17 protein-coding genes are annotated in these 16,579 nt (G+C 69.1%); 11 read left to right on the top strand and 6 right to left on the bottom strand.

What is annotated here, in order from left to right:
* Window positions 1-58 precede the first annotated feature (58 nt).
* On the bottom strand, window positions 59-1,057 hold the full coding sequence (locus tag AB0I12_RS37815) for a LacI family DNA-binding transcriptional regulator (RefSeq protein ID WP_359939664.1): 999 nt from the start codon (window positions 1,055-1,057) through the stop codon (window positions 59-61).
* Between the two features lie 156 nt (window positions 1,058-1,213).
* Between AB0I12_RS37815 and AB0I12_RS37810 the strand changes: the two genes are divergently transcribed.
* From AB0I12_RS37810 to AB0I12_RS37795, 4 genes are all read left to right on the top strand, one after another.
* Complete coding sequence (locus AB0I12_RS37810; protein WP_359939661.1) at window positions 1,214-3,070, top strand: beta-L-arabinofuranosidase domain-containing protein; 1,857 nt, start codon at window positions 1,214-1,216, stop codon at window positions 3,068-3,070.
* Between the two features lies 1 nt (window position 3,071).
* Entirely contained in the window at window positions 3,072-4,394 is a 1,323-nt protein-coding gene (locus AB0I12_RS37805) for an extracellular solute-binding protein (protein WP_359939658.1), read from the top strand.
* A gap of 76 nt (window positions 4,395-4,470) precedes the next feature.
* Window positions 4,471-5,421, top strand: coding sequence for a sugar ABC transporter permease (locus AB0I12_RS37800; protein ID WP_359939655.1), 951 nt, complete (start codon window positions 4,471-4,473; stop codon window positions 5,419-5,421).
* Between the two features lie 2 nt (window positions 5,422-5,423).
* Entirely contained in the window at window positions 5,424-6,254 is an 831-nt protein-coding gene (locus AB0I12_RS37795; protein ID WP_359939652.1) for a carbohydrate ABC transporter permease, read from the top strand.
* Between the two features lie 6 nt (window positions 6,255-6,260).
* On the opposite strand, the gene AB0I12_RS37790 is transcribed toward AB0I12_RS37795, so the two are convergent.
* A complete protein-coding gene (locus AB0I12_RS37790) occupies window positions 6,261-7,469 on the bottom strand; it encodes a TerC family protein (RefSeq protein WP_359939649.1) in 1,209 nt (402 codons plus the stop codon).
* A gap of 101 nt (window positions 7,470-7,570) precedes the next feature.
* Between AB0I12_RS37790 and AB0I12_RS37785 the strand changes: the two genes are divergently transcribed.
* Complete coding sequence (locus tag AB0I12_RS37785; RefSeq protein WP_359939646.1) at window positions 7,571-8,179, top strand: TetR family transcriptional regulator; 609 nt, start codon at window positions 7,571-7,573, stop codon at window positions 8,177-8,179.
* Between the two features lie 64 nt (window positions 8,180-8,243).
* A complete protein-coding gene (locus AB0I12_RS37780) occupies window positions 8,244-9,755 on the top strand; it encodes an FAD-dependent monooxygenase (RefSeq protein WP_359939643.1) in 1,512 nt (503 codons plus the stop codon).
* On the opposite strand, the gene AB0I12_RS37775 is transcribed toward AB0I12_RS37780, so the two are convergent.
* The gene (locus AB0I12_RS37775; RefSeq protein WP_359939640.1) at window positions 9,722-10,282 is read right to left on the bottom strand and encodes an XRE family transcriptional regulator; all 561 of its coding nucleotides are present in this window, start codon (window positions 10,280-10,282) and stop codon (window positions 9,722-9,724) included. The two genes, AB0I12_RS37780 and AB0I12_RS37775, sit on opposite strands and share 34 nt — an antisense overlap.
* 42 nt (window positions 10,283-10,324) lie before the next feature.
* Here AB0I12_RS37775 and AB0I12_RS37770 point away from each other — a divergent pair, with 42 nt between their 5' ends.
* Window positions 10,325-10,846, top strand: coding sequence for an N-acetyltransferase family protein (locus AB0I12_RS37770; RefSeq protein ID WP_359939637.1), 522 nt, complete (start codon window positions 10,325-10,327; stop codon window positions 10,844-10,846).
* Here AB0I12_RS37770 and AB0I12_RS37765 read toward each other — a convergent pair.
* Window positions 10,843-11,826: an AraC family transcriptional regulator ligand-binding domain-containing protein gene (locus AB0I12_RS37765; RefSeq protein WP_359939634.1), complete on the bottom strand. Its 984-nt coding sequence runs from the start codon at window positions 11,824-11,826 to the stop codon at window positions 10,843-10,845. The two genes, AB0I12_RS37770 and AB0I12_RS37765, sit on opposite strands and share 4 nt — an antisense overlap.
* 184 nt (window positions 11,827-12,010) lie before the next feature.
* On the opposite strand from AB0I12_RS37765, the gene AB0I12_RS37760 reads away from it, so the two are divergent.
* Window positions 12,011-12,844 (top strand): oxidoreductase, encoded by an 834-nt coding sequence (locus AB0I12_RS37760; RefSeq protein WP_359939631.1) that lies wholly within the window; start codon window positions 12,011-12,013, stop codon window positions 12,842-12,844.
* Between the two features lie 2 nt (window positions 12,845-12,846).
* Here AB0I12_RS37760 and AB0I12_RS37755 read toward each other — a convergent pair whose 3' ends face one another.
* On the bottom strand, window positions 12,847-13,473 hold the full coding sequence (locus tag AB0I12_RS37755; RefSeq protein ID WP_359939628.1) for a M15 family metallopeptidase: 627 nt from the start codon (window positions 13,471-13,473) through the stop codon (window positions 12,847-12,849).
* Window positions 13,474-13,561: 88 nt separating this feature from the next.
* Between AB0I12_RS37755 and AB0I12_RS37750 the strand changes: the two genes are divergently transcribed.
* The 3 genes from AB0I12_RS37750 to AB0I12_RS37740 are packed head-to-tail and all read left to right on the top strand — an operon-like array spanning window position 13,562 to window position 15,852.
* Window positions 13,562-14,224 carry a response regulator transcription factor gene (locus AB0I12_RS37750; RefSeq protein WP_359939828.1) on the top strand — a complete coding sequence of 221 codons (663 nt, stop codon included), beginning with the start codon at window positions 13,562-13,564 and terminating at the stop codon, window positions 14,222-14,224.
* Window positions 14,221-15,300, top strand: a complete 1,080-nt coding sequence (locus AB0I12_RS37745) for a HAMP domain-containing sensor histidine kinase (RefSeq protein ID WP_359939625.1) — start codon at window positions 14,221-14,223, stop codon at window positions 15,298-15,300. The genes AB0I12_RS37750 and AB0I12_RS37745 overlap by 4 nt, the downstream gene beginning before the upstream one ends.
* Before the next feature lie 42 nt (window positions 15,301-15,342).
* Complete coding sequence (locus AB0I12_RS37740; RefSeq protein ID WP_359939621.1) at window positions 15,343-15,852, top strand: GNAT family N-acetyltransferase; 510 nt, start codon at window positions 15,343-15,345, stop codon at window positions 15,850-15,852.
* On the opposite strand, the gene AB0I12_RS37735 is transcribed toward AB0I12_RS37740, so the two are convergent.
* A complete protein-coding gene (locus AB0I12_RS37735; protein WP_359939618.1) occupies window positions 15,849-16,541 on the bottom strand; it encodes a hypothetical protein in 693 nt (230 codons plus the stop codon). The two genes, AB0I12_RS37740 and AB0I12_RS37735, sit on opposite strands and share 4 nt — an antisense overlap.
* Window positions 16,542-16,579 lie beyond the last annotated feature (38 nt).

Below are 16,579 nucleotides of genomic sequence, written 5' to 3'. Positions count from 1 at the left end.
AACGGCAGTCGAACGGATGACCATCCGGAAACGGAACCATGCGACGTGTCCGGTGCCGTCACGTGCCGAGCGTCGACTCCCGGGTGATCAGACGGGTAGGCAGGATCAGCTGACCGCGGCGCGGTTCTCCGGCGATGACGTCGAGCAGCAGGTTGGCGGTCCGGCGACCGAGCTCCTCGAGCTCCATGTCGACGGTGGTCAGCGGCGGCCGGCTGGCCAGTGCCATCACCGACCAGTTGTCGAAGCCGGTGACCGCGATGTCGTCCGGCACCGAGCGGCCGAGCTCGCGCAGGCGATCGCAGACGCCGCGGGCGATCTGGTCGCTGCCGCAGGTGATCGCCTCCACCGTCGGCTCGGCCCGGAGCAGCACGTCGACCGCGTGCCGTCCCCAGCGCTCGCTCCACTCGCCGTACAGCGGCTGGCCGACGAAGCCCGCCCGCGCGGCGCCCATCGTCGACGCCGCGCGGATCTGCGCGCTGAGATGCGACTCCGGACCGGTGACGTGGGCGATCCGCTCCCGGCCGAGGGACTGCAGGTGGCGCACGGCCGACGCGGCGCCGCCGTGGTCGTCGACGATCACCGACGTGTCGTCCGGATCGGTCGACGGGCTGAACGCGTACACCACCGGGATCGGTACGTCGATCGGCTCGCGCGCCTCGGTCCGGCGACCGGTCACGATGATGCCGTCCACCCGGCGGGAAACCAGCGACTTCAGGTAGTGCTGCTCGCGGAGCGGGTCGTCACGGGTGTCGCAGAGCACCAGGGCCATCTCGCCGGCGCTCAACGCGTCCTCGGCGCCGAGCATGATCGGTATGCTGAACCGGCCGGAGCTGTCGGTCGTGATCAGGCCGACCGTGAAACTGCGCCCGGACGCGAGCGCGCGACCGCGGCTGTCGGGGCGGAAACCGAGCTGGTCGGCCGCCCGGCGGACGCGCTCGCGGGTCTCCGCGCGGAGCTGCCCGGTGTCGTTCAGCGCCTTCGACGCCGTGCTCGCCGAGACACCGGCCAGCGCGGCCACGTCCTTGATCCCGGGCACGCGGATGATCCGTGACGCCATGCAGCAACTCCTTTCCGAGGTTTCCGGCACAGTACCGCACGGATCGCGACCGGCCCGGAGTTTATCCACAGGCAGGGGTTGACCTGACGCGTTCGGCTCTCTACCTTCGTCCAGGAAAACGTGTTCCGGATTTTCCTAACTCAGGAGTCACGGTTGATGAGCTCTTCCCCGGAAACTGTCAGCACTTCCCGCACTCCGGCGGCCACCGCGAAGGGCCGCCGGCACCCTCTCGGACTCGGTCAGGTCGCGATCACCGGCGGCTTCTGGGCGCCGCGGCAGGCCCGCAACGGCGCGGACGCGATCCCCAGCGGCCAGGACCAGCTCGAGAAGGCCGGCAACCTGCACAACCTCCGCCTGGCCGCCGGTATCGGCGAGGGCGAGGCGATCGGCCCGGTGTTCGCCGACTCCGACGTCTACAAGTGGCTCGAAGCCGCCGCGTGGGAGTACGGGCGCAACCCCGACGACGACCTGCTGCGGCGCATTCGTGAGCTGACTGCGGTCGTCGCGGCCGCACAGCGCGAGGACGGGTACCTCGACTCGGTCGTCCAGCTCCGCTACGGCGACGAGGGCCGCTACCAGCAACTCGTCTGGAGCCACGAGCACTATTGCGCCGGCCACCTGATCCAGGCCGCCGTCGCGCAGGTCCGCTGCACCGGTGACCGGGCGCTGCTCGACGTCGCGACCAAGCTGGCCGACCACCTCGTCGCGACGTTCGGCGACGGCAAGACCGTCGACGTCGACGGTCACCCGGTCATCGAGATGGCCCTGGTCGAGCTTTATCGAGAAACCGGTACGGCGGCGTACCTGGACCTGGCCACGTGGTTCGTCGAGGCCCGCGGCCACGGGATCATCGAGCGGCACGGGCACTCGCCGGCGTACTTCTCCGACCGGGTCCCGGTCCGCGAGGCGACCAGCGTCGAGGGTCACTCGGTCCGCGCGGTCTACCTCGCCGCCGGTGCGGCCGACGTCGCGCTGGAGACCGGTGACGCCGAACTGCTCGACGCTTTGAAGCGGCAGTTCGACCACATGTGGTCCACGAAGACCTACCTCACCGGCGGGCTGGGCGCGCGCTGGGAGGGCGAGGCGTTCGGCGACGAGTACGAGCTGCCGCCGGACCGTGCGTACGCGGAAACATGTGCGGCAATCGGCGGAATCCAGTGGGCCTGGCGGATGCTGCTCGCGACCGGCGAGGCGGCGTACGGCGACGCGATCGAGCGGATGCTGTACAACGGTTTCCTGGCCGGCGTGTCGCTGGGCGGTTCGGAGTACTTCTACGTCAACCCGTTGCAGCTGCGTGGCGCGGCGTACCCGGACACCGGCCGGAGCCCGGCGCACGGGCGGCGCGGCTGGTTCGACTGCGCGTGCTGCCCGCCGAACATCATGCGCACGCTGTCGAGTCTCGACGGCTACCTCGCGACCACCGGCGACGACGCGGTCCAGATCCACCAGTACGCCGCGGGCACGATCAAGGCCGGCGACGTGGAGCTGACCGTCGAGACGAACTATCCGTGGGACGGCGCGGTCCGCATCACCAGCGCGGCGCCGGCGGTGGTCGACCTCCGCATTCCGGCGTGGGCGGAAGGCGCCACCGTCAACGGCGAACGCGTCGAGCCCGGCACCTACGCTCGCGTCACGGCTGCGCAGATCGATCTCCAGCTGCCACTGGAGTCCAGGGTCGTCGGGGCGGATCCTCGGATCGACGCGGTGCGTGGTTGCGTCGCACTGGAGCGCGGTCCGCTGGTGTACGCCGTCGAGCAGGCGGACAACGAGGCGAACGTCGACGATCTGCATCTGGTACCCGACGCGCCTGTTGCCGAGAGCACGAATCTCCTGGACGGAGTGACAGTGCTGAAGGCCAAGGGACGAGCAGGTACAGGTCATCGGCCCGGCTGGTCGTTCGAGGTGGGTGTCGAGGACTCGACCGGGGACGAGGTCGAGGTCACCGCGATCCCGTACTACGCGTGGGCGAACCGGGAGATCGGTGCCATGCGCGTCTGGCTGCCCAGGGCCTGACGTGTTCACCCGGCGGAAGTTCTTCGGCGTGTCGGCCGCTGCGGCGGCCGGCATGACGGGGGCCGGTCTGACGTCGAGCTGCAGCTCGGTCCTGCCCGCACCCGACGTCCAGGCGGCGGGTTTCGGGCAGGACGCCACCGGCACCGTGCAGGTGTGGTGCCGTGCGGCGACGCAGAGCGGCCTGACCGACCTGGTGAAGAAGTTCAACGCGTCGCAGGACCGGCTCACTGTCGAGCTGACACCGGTCCTGGACGCCCAGTACGTGACCAAGCTGGCAACCGCGATCCGCGGCCGGAGTGTGCCGGACCTGGTCGACATCGACGACATCAATTCGATGCTGTTCATCTACCGCGACGCGTTCACCGACCTCACCGAACCGCTTTCCGTCCTGGACTTCCGGGACAAGCTCAGCCCGGGCCACCTGCGGCTGGCGACCAAGGACGACCGGGTGTACGGCGTTCCGTACCTCGCCGACAACTCGATGTTCTGGTTCAACACCGAGCTGTGCGACCGGGCCGGCGTCGACCCGGACCAGGCCGTCAAGACGTTCGGAAACCTGCTCGACGCGGCACGGAAATTCCGGAAACTCGGCGACGACATCTACGCGTGGAGTTTCCCGGCGAACAGCCCGGGCGCCCTCGGGTTCGTCGTCCAGCCGATGGTGTGGGCGGCGGACACGGACCTGATCCAGGGCACGATCCCGGACCAGTCCGGACACATCGTCGGAAACGACGCGGTCACGCAGATGCTCGAGCTGCACCGGCAGCTGTGGGTCGACGGATTGGTGCCCAGGGCGAACTTCTCCGACGACGCGTCGCGCTGGGGCAGCGATTTCCGGGCCGGCAAGATCGGGATCTTCCCGTCGAACTACAGCGTGGTCGTCTCGGCGTCCGACAAGGCGTTCCACCAGAAGGTCACGCCGCGGCTGCTGTCCGGCCCCGACGGTGGCGCCGCGTTCTTCGACGGCGGCGACAACATGTGCATCCCGCGCGGTGCCCGGAACGCGTCCGGCGCGTGGGAGTTCGTCCAGTTCGCGCTGGACCTGCCGCAGCAGATCGACCTGCCGGCCGGCGGCTACACACCGGTGCGGTCGGACGCCCGGACCCCGGAGTTCGCGGAGAAGTACCCGTTGGCGACGCTGCCGCTGGAACGCATCCAGGAGGGATACGCGCCGACCACCCTGTCCTACAACCTCCTCTACAACCAGCCGGACGGGCCGTGGCTGCAGATGTTCCGCCGCGCCGTGTTCGACGGCGAGCTGGAGGCCGCCATGAAGGAAGCACAGCAGAACTACGACCGCATCCTCCGTCAGGGGCAGGCATGAACGGGCGCAGCGAGTTCATCATCAGACACTGCGGACCTCGTGCCTCATCGGCGCCCGGAGCGAAGCGAGGACGCCGATGAGTACCGCGGTCAGAGGCGCCCGCCGGCTCGACTCCGGCTCGCGCAGAGCCGCCTCTGCCGGCCGCCGGGTCGGGCAGGGCTCGCTCACGCATCCGTCCCGGACCGGGCTGCTCCTGGTCAGTCCCGCCGTACTGTTCGTCGGCGTCTTCGTCCTGGTCCCGCTCGTGTTCGCGCTGGTGATCTCGCTGACCAACTGGCCGCTGATCGGCACCGTGAAATTCAGTGGGCTGAAGAACTACACCGCGATCGTCTCCGACGCCGCGTTCGCCAAGTCCGTCCTCTACACGCTGCTCTACATGGTCATCGTGACCGGGCCGATCCTGGTGCTCGGCTACGCGCTCGCGGTCCTGGTCCGCCGGAAACGCCGCGGCTCGACGGTGTTGCGCACCGTCTTCTTCCTGCCGTTCGTCGTCGGACTGTCCACGCTCAGCTTCGTGACCGTCCTCGAGGCGCAGCCGGACAGCGGCGTGATCAACATCGTGCTCCGCGACCTCGGCATCACCGACGGTACGACGGCCTGGCTGGTGGACGGGCCGCTCGCGACCGGGCTCATCTGCGTGCTGGTGGTCTGGGCGGTCAGCGGGCTGACGATGATGCTGCTGATGGCCGGCATGCAGGCGATCCCGCGCGAGTACTACGAGTCGGCCGAGCTGGACGGCGCCGGCTGGTGGAAGCAGGAACGCGAGATCACGATCCCGATCCTGCGCCGGACGATCGCGATGGCCGTGATCATCTCGGTGATCGGCTCGCTGCTCGCGTTCTCGCAGTTCTACATCCTCACTCGCGGCGGTCCGGGAACCGACACCACGACGGTGGTCCAGTACATCTACAACCGGGCCTTCGTGCAGCTGCAGCTCGGTGCCGCGACCGCGCTGTCGATCGTGCTGGTGATCGTGGTCGGCCTGGTCACCGCGGCCCAGTTCCGCCTGCTCCGGGAGAAGGACTGACGATGCGACTCAAGAACACGTTTTACGTGATCGGCGGTGGCGGCGCGTTCCTGGTCTTCGCCGTACCGTTGCTGTGGGCCCTCTTCCGGTCCGTGCAGCCGAACGACGTGATCGTCGCGGCCCCGGACGGGAAAACGTTCTTCGACCTGACCTGGGACAACTTCCGGACGCTGATCGAAGGACCCGGAAACCTGCTCCGGGCGGTCGGGAACAGCCTGGTCGTCGCGATCAGCACCGCCGCCCTGACGGCCCTGCTCGCGACTCTCGCCGGGTACGGGTTCGCGCGCTTCCGGTTCCGCAGCGGGCCGGTGCTGTTCGCGCTCGTCGTGGTGTCGATGATGATCCCGTTCCAGGCGATCCTGACCCCGCTGTACCTGGAGATGAACGTTCTGCGGCTGACCGACAGCCTGCTCGGGCTGGTGCTGTTCTACACGACGGTGAACCTGCCGTTCGGGGTGTTCGTGATGCGCAACTCGTTCGCGTCGGTGCCGGTGGAGCTGGAGGACTCGGCGCACGTCGACGGGTGCGGAACGCTCCGCATGCTCGGTTCCGTCCTGCGTCCGCTCATCACGCCGGGCGCCGCGACGGTCGCGCTGTACGCGTTCCTCGCGGCCTGGACGGAATTCCTCGGTGCGCTCACGTTCCTCACCAAGGACGAGCTCTACACGCTGCCCGTCGCGCTGGTGAACGTCCAGGCCGGCGCGTACGGCGAGATCAACTTCGGGTCGCTGGTGGCCGGGTCGGTGATCGCGATGATCCCGTGCGTGGTGCTGTACGTAGGACTGCAACGGTTCTACGTCAGCGGCCTCGCATCAGGAGCCGTCAAAGGCTAGGCCGGTTCACAAGCTGGGGCGGATCTCGTGGTCGGCGTGGGCGGCGGCGTGCGCCTCGCCGACCTGGCGGCACAGGTCCATCAGGTCGGCCTCGTTCCGCACCTGCTGCTTGGCCTTCGGGCCCAGGTCGGTGATGTGGTCGCGGGCCCGCAGCAGCCGCCGGAACACGCGTTCCCGCTCCGCCGGGTCGTCGGTGTACTCCGGATCGAGGTACGCCGTCGCGTCCCGGCGGATGTGGGCCATCGCGGTCTGCGTCCGCCCGCGGGTGCTGAACAGCGACGCGAAGATCGTGATCAGCAGGACGGCCAGGATCACCGCCAGCGAGAGACCGGTGCTGATCTCCACCACCTCGACGTGCTCGCCGCCGTTCACGAACGGCAGGTTGTTCTCGTGCAGCGCGTGCAGGATCAGCTTGGCGCCGATGAACGCCAGGATCGCCGCGAGCCCGAACGACAGGTAGATCAGCCGGTCCAGCAGCCCGTCGAGCAGGAAGAACAGCTGCCGGAGGCCGAGCAGGCTGAACGCGGTCGCCGTGAACACGACGAACACGTTCTGGGTCAGGCCGAAGATCGCCGGGATCGAGTCCAGCGCGAACATCAGGTCGGTGGCGCCGATCGCGACCATCACCAGCAGCATCGGCGTCAGCATCCGGCGGCCGCCGGACACGGTCGTCAGCCGGTCCCCGTCGTACTCCTCCGAGGTCCGGAACAGCCGGCGGCTGAGCCGGACCACCACGTTCTGCGCCTGGTGGGATTCCTCGGTTTCCGGCTTGAGCATGCTCCCGGCGGTCAGCAGGAGGGCGATCCCGAACACGTAGAACACCCAGGAAAACGTGTGCAGCAACGCCGAGCCGATGAAGATGAACCCGGCCCGCGCGATCAGGCTGACCACGATCCCGACCAGCAGGACCTTCTGCTGGTTCTCCCGGGGCACCCGGAAGCCGGTCATGATGATCAGGAACACGAACAGGTTGTCGACCGACAACGCTTTCTCGGTGATGTAGCCGGCGAAGTACTCCGACCCCATCGCGACGCCGCCGAACACCAGGGTGCCGAGGCCGAACAGCACCGCGATCCCGACGTACAGCGCGGACCAGATCGCGGCCTCGCGGATCGTCGGCACATGGGCCGCCCGCACGTGGAAGAAGTAGTCGAACAGCAACAGGCCGACGATCGCGAGCAACGTCAGCACCCAGACCACCAGGGACACGGTCATGGGCCAACCCAACCACGCCTGGCCGCCGAGTCCAGCCTGCTCCGAGAAAGTTGCCTAAAGGGCATCTTTGCTCTTTGAGCAAGTTCTGCTACGGTCGCTGTATGGCCGACGGGTTGCGGGAGCGGAAGAAGCAGGAGACGCGGATCGCGTTGAGCTGGGCCGCGGTCCGGCTCGCCGTCGAGCGCGGGTACGGCAACGTGCGGATCGAGGACATCGCCGCGGAGGCCGGCGTCTCGCTGCGGACGTTCCGCAACTACTTCGACAGCAAGGCCGACGCGATCGCCGCGCGCGAGGTCGACCGCAGCCTGCGGATCGCCGAGGAGCTCCGGGCGCGGCCCGCCGACGAGCCGCTGTGGGTGGCGGTCCGCGCGGCGATCGAGAAGCACTTCGCCCTCGGCGAGGAGGGGCACGGCGGGCGACGGCCGCCGGACGAGCAGTGGCTCGCCGGTATTCGCTTGATGATGAGCGAGCCGGCCCTGCAGGGCGCGACCGCCCGCGCCTACGCCCGCGCCGGTGACGAGCTGGCGGCCGCGGTCGCCGACCGGACGGGCACCGCGGGGATGTATCCGCGGCTGGTCGCCGAGGTGATCGGCGCGACTCGGGGCGTCGTGATGGCGGAGTGGCTGCGCGCCGATCCGCCGCGCTCGATCGCCGAGCTGCTGTCGTCGGCGCTCGACCAGGTCGAAGCCGGCCTGCCCGTCCCCGAATAACTCATCGAACCACTCGACCCCGGCGGGTTGCCGGGGCGGTCAGTCATGCCTGTGGAGGGATGTCATGGATGCCGAAGTCGTCATTGCCGGGGCCGGCCCGAACGGCCTGATGCTCGCGAGCGAGCTCCGGTTGGCCGGGGTCCGGCCGATCGTGCTGGAGAAATTGCCGGAACGCAGCACTGTTCCGCGCGCCAACGGCCTGGTGGGCCAGGTGGTCCGGATGCTCGACCGGCGCGGACTGTACGAGCGGCTGAGCGGTACGCCGGGGCCGCCTCGGCCCGCACCCGGTTTCGTGTTCGGTGCGATGCCGCTGCCGCTCGACCTGCTCGAGGAGAACCCGGTCTACCTGCTGCAGGTGCCGCAGGTGCGCATCGAGGAAGTGCTGCAGGAGCGCGCGCTCGAGCTCGGCGTCGAGATCCGCCGCGGCCACGAGCTGGCCGGATTCACCCAGGACGAGGACGGCGTCACGGTCACGCTGTCCGGCCCGGACGGCGAGTACCAGCTGCGGGCCGGCTATCTGGTCGGCGCCGACGGCGGGCACAGCCGGACGCGGAAACTCGCCGGAATCGACTTTCCCGGCGTGACCAACGACTCGATGGTGTCGCGGACCGGGAGCGCCGCGGTGCCGCCGGAGTACGTCGAGGACGGAGTGCTGAAGATCCCGGGGTACGGCGTGGTGCCGCCGTTCATGCACCAGCGGACGGAGCGCGGCCTGTTCGTGTGGGCGCCGTTCCCGAATCGGCTGCCGGCGATCAGCACCGGCGAGTGGGACGCCCCGCCTGACCGGGAGATGACGTTCGAGGAGCTGCAGGAGAGCGCGGACCGGGTGCTCGGCGTGCACCTGCCGTTGGCCGAACCAACAGGTGAGGGTGTCCGGCAGTTGCGCCGGGTGGTCGGCGGCAACAGTCGGCTGGCCTCGAGTTTCCGTTCCGGTCGGGTGCTGCTGGTCGGCGACGCCGCGCATGTGCATTCCGCGATCGGCGGGCCGGGGCTGAATCTCGGGCTGCAGGACGCGGTCAACCTCGGCTGGAAGCTGGCGGCCGAGGTGCGGGGCTGGGCGCCGCCCGGGCTGCTCGACACATACGAGTCCGAGCGCCGGCCGGTGGGGGAGCGCGTGGTCATGCAGACGCAGGCGCAGTCCGCCCTGATCGCGCCGGGCGCCGACGTGACCGCGTTGCGGAAACTGTTCGGCGAGTTCCTGACCGATCCGCGGAACGTGCAGCGCGTTGCGGACCTGATCTCCGGCGCCGACATCACGTACTCCGAGGGATCGCATCCGCTGGTCGGCCGGTGGGCGCCGGACTTGACGGTCGGGTCGGTGCGGCTGGCCGAACTGATGCGATCCGCACGCCCGCTCCTCGTCGACCTCACGCCCGACGGTGCGTTCGCCGGCCTCGCGGCGGATCCGGTGGAGGCGGTCACCGGCCGGAGCGAGACGCCGCTCGCCCTGCTGATCAGGCCGGACGGCTACGTCGCCTGGGCCGCCGATCAGGACGGCACCGCGGAACGCGACGGGCTGCGTGACGCGATCGCGCAGTGGTTTCAGCCGCGCCCTTTGACCAGCGCGACCAGATAGCGGCACCCCGACGTACCAGGGTTGTGGAAGGTTGTCGGAGACGGCGGGCCGAGCTGCAGGCAGTCCCCGGTGTGCAGCTCGTGGATCTGCGATCCCTCGTGAAAACGGAGGATTCCGTCGAGGATCCACAGCTGCTGGTACTTGAAGATGTACGCGTCGGCCGGGTACGAGACCGATGCCCCGGGCGGCAGTTCGACCTCGACCAGTTCCAGCGGCCCTTCGGTCATCGGGGACACCGCGCGGCGGCGGTATCCGGTGACCGGGTCGGTCCAGACCGGCTGGTCCTCCGCTTTCCGCAGCAGGTCGCCCGTGTTCTCCGCGCGGGCGACCAGCTCGGACAACGTCATGCCGAGCGCTCCCGAGAGCTTCCCGAGCAGGACGGCGGTGGGCTGCGCCTCGCCCCGCTCGATCTTCCCGATCATCGCGCGGGAAACGCCCGACCGCTCGGCCAGCGCGTTCACCGACAGGTCCTGGGCGACCCGCGCCTGCTGCACGGTCGCGGCCAAGGATCGAGACAGTTCATCCATCACGCTTGCCACTATAGCGACAGTTGTGGCTACTATCGTGTCATGGTTCAGGTCAGAGACGCCTCGGCTGCCGACGCCGAGGCCTGCGCGGCCATCTACGCGCCGTACGTCAGGGGCACCGCGATCACGTTCGAGCTCGAGCCGCCGACGGTCGAGGAGATGGCCGAGCGGATCACGACGGCGCAGTCCACCCATGCGTGGCTGGTCCTCGAGGACGACGGCGACGTGGTCGGCTATGCGTACGGCGGTGCGATGAAGCCGCGTCCGGCGTACCGCTGGTCCTGCGAGGTCAGCGTGTACGTGGCGCCCAGCCACCACCGCACCGGCGCGGGCCGGACTCTGTACAACGCCCTCTTCGACCGGCTTTCCGAACGCGGTTTCCGCACCGCCGTCGCCGGTGTGACCCAGCCCAACCCCGCCAGCGACGCCCTGCACAAGTCGCTCGGCTTCGAGACCATCGGTACCTACCGGAACATCGGCTGGAAACTCGATTCCTGGCACGACGTCGCCTGGTCCCAGCGCCCGCTCGCCAAGCTCCCGGATCCCCCGGAAGAACCGAGCTAGCCGGCCCGGACCGCGTCGGGGGTGGTGCCGGTCCAGGACTTGAACGCCCGGTAGAACGAGTTGGTGTCGTCGTACCCGAGCAGGAACGCGATGTCGGTGGTCCGCAGGTCGCCGTTCGTCAGGTAGTGCCGCGCGAGGTCTTCCCGGGTTCTGGTCAGGATGGTCTGGAACGAGGTGCCTTCGTGGCTGAGCTGCCGCTGGAGAGTACGCGCGCTGGTGGCGAGTTGGTGTGTGACCGCACCGATCGACGGGTCACCGGCCGGCAGCGTCTCGAGGAGTGCGGCGCGGACCCGGTCGGCGATCGTGGCGGAGGCCTGCAGGTCGGAGAGCCGGCGGCGGAGCTCGGGGGCGAAGACTCGCCACATCTGTTCGTTCTCGGTCAGGAAGGGACGCCCCGCATCGGCGGCGGTGAAGGTGATCGACGACCGGCTGCCCTTGCGGACCCGGGCGCCCAGGTAGCTCTCCATCGCCGACGGGTCGGCGGGTGGGCTGGGCATGGTGACCCGTGCGGGCCGGATCTGCTCGCGCGTGGCGATGCGGGCCAGAGCGACCCAGAAGATCAGCTCGGTGGCCGCCAGCAGGATCGGTGGCTTCGGTCCCGGCGGCCAGACGCAGGTGATCGTCAGCGCGGTGCCGGCGTCGACGTCGATCCGCAGCGGGCCGATCAGTGGCTTGTGGACCGCGAGTCGCTGCGCCGCCGCGGTGAGATTCGGGCTGCAGAGCGCGCCGAACATCGGCGGCGAGAAGAACTCGACGGAGATCGCCTTCCCGATGTCGACCGCGAGATCGCGATCCGCGCCACCCTCGGCACCGAGTGCGTCCCAGAACCGGTAGTACTCCGGAACCGAGAGCTCGATGGGCTGCCGGGTGAACAGGTCAGCCGGCAGCTCGGCGCGCCGCAGGGCCCGCGCCGGCGAGATCCCGAGGTCCCGGACGAAGGCCCGGATGCTCGGTTCCAGGTCGAAACGGTCACCTGCCATACCGCGAGCCTAGCCGCCGACCCGACGCGACGGACCCGCACAAGCCGCCAACGCACTTGCAGATCACGCCGACCGTCGCTGGCGCGAAGTGCAAGCTGATCGGCGTCTTGTGCTAGTGGAGCCGCGCGCCGCCGTTCCTACCGTGGGCCGTGTCCACAGCAGAACCGCAGCAAAGGAAACTACCTTGAGCACGCCGACAGCCCTCGTCACCGGCGCCTCTTCCAGCATCGGTGAAGCCACCGCGCTGGAACTGGCCGAGGCCGGCTACACCGTCTACGCCGCGGCCCGCCGCGTCGAGCGGATGGCCCACCTCACCAGCTCCGGTATCCGCCCGATCGCGATGGACGTCACCGACGACGCCTCGATGCAGGCCGGCGTCGAGAAGATCCTCGCCGAGACGGGCCGCCTGGACGTCCTGGTCAACAACGCCGGCTACGGCTCGTACGGCGCGGTCGAGGACGTCCCGCTCGACGAAGCCCGCTACCAGTTCGAGGTCAACGTCTTCGGCGCGGCGCGGCTCGTCCAGCTCGTGCTCCCGCAGATGCGCGCGCAGCGGTCCGGAAAGATCGTCAACATCACGTCGATGGGTGGCAAGATCCACACCCCGCTCGGCGCCTGGTACCACGCCACCAAGTTCGCGCTGGAGGCGATCAGCGACTGCTTGCGGCTCGAGCTCAAGCCCTTCGGTATCGACGTCGTCGTCATCGAGCCCGGCGGGATCAAGACCGAATGGGCCGGCATCGCTGCCGGCAAGCTCCGGGCGGTCTCCTCCACCGGTCCGTACGCCCCGCAGGGCAACGCGGTCGCCGACTCGCTCTCGTCGGAGTCCAATCAGCGGCGCGCCTCCGCGCCGGAGCTGATCGCCCGGACGATCTCCAAGGCGGTGCAGGCACGCAGGCCGAAGACCCGGTACGCCGTCGGCTTCGGAGCCAGGCCGCTGATCTTCCTCCGCGAGGTGCTGCCCGACCGTACCTTCGACGCGGTCGTGCGCCGAGCGATCGGGGTTCCGTCCAGCTGACGTCACTTCTTCGGCGTGGTCATCGGCGGGCAGGTGCCGCCGGGCGTGGTCGCCAGCTCGAAGTGCCAGATCTCGTTGGACAGCGTCTGGCACAGGCCGTAGCGGCTGCCGTGGCGGTTCAGCCAGTCGTCGGCGTCGGTCGGTCCGATGTCGACGGCGTGGCCCGTGACGTGGTGGGACTCGTCGGGATCGGCGACGTACTCCTTGGCGTTCTTCTTGCTGCCGTACTTGCGGATCGCCTTCTCCATCAGCTCTTCCTGGTACTTCTTGCTCCGCCACCCGGTCGTGACCTGCATCGTGATGCCGTCCTTCGTCATCGCGGTCTCGGCCCGCTGGACTGCCTCGCGCAGCGCGGGATCGAGCTTGGCGACCCCGGGCAGATCGGTGTCGTACGCCGAGGTGTGGTCCGGCAGGACGCCGTCCGCGGCGCTGGGCGGTCCGCCCTGCGCCGAGCCGGATCCTGACGACCGGCCTGACCTGGAGGCCGGGCCGGCGCTCGACGGTGACGTCTCGTCTGCCCCGGAAACCGCTGTACAGCCGGTCAGGACGAGACCGATGACGGTGGCAACGATCGCCAGCCGGCCCGGTACGGTCGGCCGGCGCCCGCGCCGCAGGTGATTGATCAGCATGCCGACCAGTTCATCGGAGCCGATGTTGCAGCAGCGTCTGCGGATTCCTTTACGTTTTCGATACGCGCAGCCTGCTTCAATGGACGGTATGCGGGTGCTGATCGTCGAGGACGAGGTGTATCTCGCCGAGGCGATCCAGGCCGGTCTGCGGCTGGAGGCGATCGCGGCCGACCTGGCCTTCGACGGCCGTTCCGCGCTGGATGCGGTGACGGTGAACGCGTACGACGTCGTGGTCCTCGACCGCGATCTGCCCGGCGTCAGCGGAGACGAGGTCTGCCGGCAGATCGTTGCGCAGGGCATCGGCTGCCGGGTGCTGATGCTGACCGCGGCCGGCGACCTCGACGACAAGGTGGCGGGCTTCGAACTCGGCGCCGACGACTACCTGACCAAACCGTTCGAGCTGCGCGAACTCGTCGTCCGGCTGCGGGCCCTGGTCCGCCGCCCCGCGGCGACCCCGCCGACCGTGATCGAGTACGCCGGCGTCCGCCTGGATCCGTACCGTCGCGAGGTGTACCGCTTCGACCGGTACGTGAAACTGACTCGCAAGCAGTTCGCCGTGCTCGAGCTGCTGATGGCTGCGCGCTGCGGTGTGATCAGCGCGGAAACACTGCTGGAGAAGGCCTGGGACGAACACGCCGACCCGTTCAGCAACGTCGTCCGGATCACGATCTCGGCGCTACGGAAACAGCTCGGAAACCCGTGGGTGATCCACACGGTGCCGGGCGTCGGCTACCGGGTCGGTGAATCATGAGCGAGCGCCTGATGACGCGGCGGCCGCGGCTGACGGTCCGGCTGCGGCTGACGCTGAGCTACGCCGGTCTGCTGGTCGTTTCCGGCGCCGCCGTTTCCTGCATCATCTGGCTGGTTTTCCGGATCGTTCCGAACTACCCGCTGACCGCGGCGAATCCGCGGGACCTGCAGTCCGGCCAGCCGCCGTCGCGCGCGGAGATTCTCGACCTGGTGGTGAAACTGTCCGCCTGGACGCTGGGCTTTCTGGCGCTCGTCGGGCTGGTCGGCGGCTGGATCCTCGCCGGCCGGATGCTGAAACCGTTGCAGGAAATCACGGCTGCGGCGCGGCGCGCGGCGAGCGGGTCGCTCGACCACCGGATCGGGCTGACCGGGATCCGGGACGAGTTCACCGACCTGTCGGACACGTTCGACGAGATGCTGGACCGTCTGCAGGCGTCCTTCGAGCAGTACCGGCGGTTCGCGGCCAACGCCTCGCACGAGCTGCGGACACCGCACGCCGTGATGAAGACGATGCTCGACGTCGCGCAGGCCGATCCGGAGCACCAGGACGTGCCGCAGCTGGTGAAACGGCTGGCCGAGACGAATCAGCGCGGAATCGACATCGTCGAGACCCTGCTGAGCCTCACCGCACTGGACAACCGCGAGGTCGAGGTCGATCCGGTCGACCTCGCGGCGGTGGTGCGCTCGGCCTGGCCGGCGCTGTCCGCCGAGGCCGCCGAGGCGGGTACGACGCTGTCGTCCGAGCTCACGGAATCGGTTGTCGAGGGGAACGACGTACTGCTGCACCAGGTCGTCACCAATCTGGTGCAGAACGCGATCCGGCACGGCGGCGGAACGGTTTCCGTGCGAGTTTCCGGCGGTTGTCTCGTGGTCCGGAACGACGGCGGGATCCTGGACGCGGCGCGGGTGCGGACCTTCGTCGAACCGTTCGCGAAGGACCGCTACGGCGCCGGGCACGGACTCGGTCTGGCGCTGGTACGCCGGATCGTCGAGGTCCATCGCGGGCGGCTGGAGCTGGCCCCGAATCCGGACGGGGGCCTGACGGCAACCGTCGTCCTGCGGGAGCTCGGAAGCTGACCCGGCAGGCAGTTGGCCCGGTCGACGGGCGAGGATGGTGCGGTGAGTGACGACCGCCGATCAGCCGGCCAGCAGGTGACCGTACGCCGCGCCGTCGAGGAGGACGACGCGGCGCTGCTCGCGATCGAGCGGAGCGCCTGGGATGCGTCGTCGGGTTTCCCGTCGTACCAGGACACCCTGCAGGACACTTTCTTTAGCCGGAGCGGACCGGAGGCGCATCTGGTCGCGGAGCACGACGGGACCGTGGTCGGGTACCTGCGCCTGCAGGACAAGTACCAGTTCCCCGAGGGCGCGGGGGTGCTGACGATCAACGGTCTCGCGGTCGCCCACGACGCGCGCCGCCTCGGTGTCGCCTCGGCACTCCTGGAGGCCGCGGCCGCCGAAGGCCGTCTCCGCGGCGCCCGCAAGATCAGCCTGCACGTCCACAGCACCAACGCGGCCGCCCGCCGCCTGTACGAACGGCACGGCTACGTTGTCGAGGGCACCCACCCGAACGAGTTCCTCATCGAGGGCGACTACATCGCCGCCCTCGACATGGCAAAGACGCTCTAACGACTGATGACGGGCGAGTAGTCGTCCCAGATGCTGGTGGTGCCGGGAACGTACACGCGGTACCGGCGGGTGCGGTTCGGGTAGTAGTTGTACGTCACCTGTCCGACGCTGTTGGTGGTGACGTACGCCAGGCCCTTCCAGGTCGTCGTACCGATGTCCTGGTACTGGATCAGCACCTTCTTACCGGCCCAGCGCTCGTACCGGTCGTGCAGGGGGCGCCAGTACGAGACCGTGGTGAGCAGCGCCGTACGACTGCCCTGGCGGCCACCGGAGAGAGCTGCCACCGACGCGCACCGGGACACCGTGTACCCGGTGGCGAGATCGGCGACCTTGACGCCGTTGATGTCCGTCGCGCCACCAGCGGGTTGCCAGGTGATCGTCCCGAGCACCGGAAACGCGCCGGAAAAGCCGAACTGCGCTGTGCGACTGCCCTTCGTGAACTCGAGCCTGCCCTGCGGCTTCGCCGTTACGGCGGGCGTGCTCTTCCACACCGCCGTGTAGATGCTGTCAGGGCAGCCGGCGCCCAGGCGCGCGTAGAAAAGGTTGTACGACCCGCTGACGCTGATGCGTGCGGGAATCGCGAGCGCGCAGGCCGCCGTCGCTCGCTGCGTGGCAGCTTGTGCGGGCTGGGTGGCCGTCAGGCCGGCCGCCAGGATTGCGACGGCCGGCGCGAGTTTCCAGAGCTTCAAGAGTTCCCCCTCTTGGAAATGGTCGGGGGAACGCTAGC

The sequence above is a fragment of the Kribbella sp. NPDC050459 genome, from assembly GCF_040655315.1.
Classification (GTDB): domain Bacteria; phylum Actinomycetota; class Actinomycetes; order Propionibacteriales; family Kribbellaceae; genus Kribbella.
Note: the sequence above shows the minus strand (reverse complement) of the source record. Positions and strands in the feature narration are given on the sequence as shown.

Excerpts from the sequence above, each read along its gene's own strand:
- AB0I12_RS37815 (WP_359939664.1), bottom strand. The coding sequence starts at position 1,057 with ATGGCGTCACGGATCATCCGCGTGCCCGGGATCAAGGACGTGGCCGCG.
- AB0I12_RS37810 (WP_359939661.1), top strand. The coding sequence starts at position 1,214 with ATGAGCTCTTCCCCGGAAACTGTCAGCACTTCCCGCACTCCGGCGGCC.
- AB0I12_RS37800 (WP_359939655.1), top strand. The coding sequence starts at position 4,471 with ATGAGTACCGCGGTCAGAGGCGCCCGCCGGCTCGACTCCGGCTCGCGC.
- AB0I12_RS37795 (WP_359939652.1), top strand. The coding sequence starts at position 5,424 with ATGCGACTCAAGAACACGTTTTACGTGATCGGCGGTGGCGGCGCGTTC.
- AB0I12_RS37790 (WP_359939649.1), bottom strand. The coding sequence starts at position 7,469 with ATGACCGTGTCCCTGGTGGTCTGGGTGCTGACGTTGCTCGCGATCGTC.
- AB0I12_RS37785 (WP_359939646.1), top strand. The coding sequence starts at position 7,571 with ATGGCCGACGGGTTGCGGGAGCGGAAGAAGCAGGAGACGCGGATCGCG.
- AB0I12_RS37780 (WP_359939643.1), top strand. The coding sequence starts at position 8,244 with ATGGATGCCGAAGTCGTCATTGCCGGGGCCGGCCCGAACGGCCTGATG.
- AB0I12_RS37775 (WP_359939640.1), bottom strand. The coding sequence starts at position 10,282 with ATGGATGAACTGTCTCGATCCTTGGCCGCGACCGTGCAGCAGGCGCGG.
- AB0I12_RS37770 (WP_359939637.1), top strand. The coding sequence starts at position 10,325 with ATGGTTCAGGTCAGAGACGCCTCGGCTGCCGACGCCGAGGCCTGCGCG.
- AB0I12_RS37765 (WP_359939634.1), bottom strand. The coding sequence starts at position 11,826 with ATGGCAGGTGACCGTTTCGACCTGGAACCGAGCATCCGGGCCTTCGTC.
- AB0I12_RS37755 (WP_359939628.1), bottom strand. The coding sequence starts at position 13,473 with ATGCTGATCAATCACCTGCGGCGCGGGCGCCGGCCGACCGTACCGGGC.
- AB0I12_RS37750 (WP_359939828.1), top strand. The coding sequence starts at position 13,562 with ATGCGGGTGCTGATCGTCGAGGACGAGGTGTATCTCGCCGAGGCGATC.
- AB0I12_RS37745 (WP_359939625.1), top strand. The coding sequence starts at position 14,221 with ATGAGCGAGCGCCTGATGACGCGGCGGCCGCGGCTGACGGTCCGGCTG.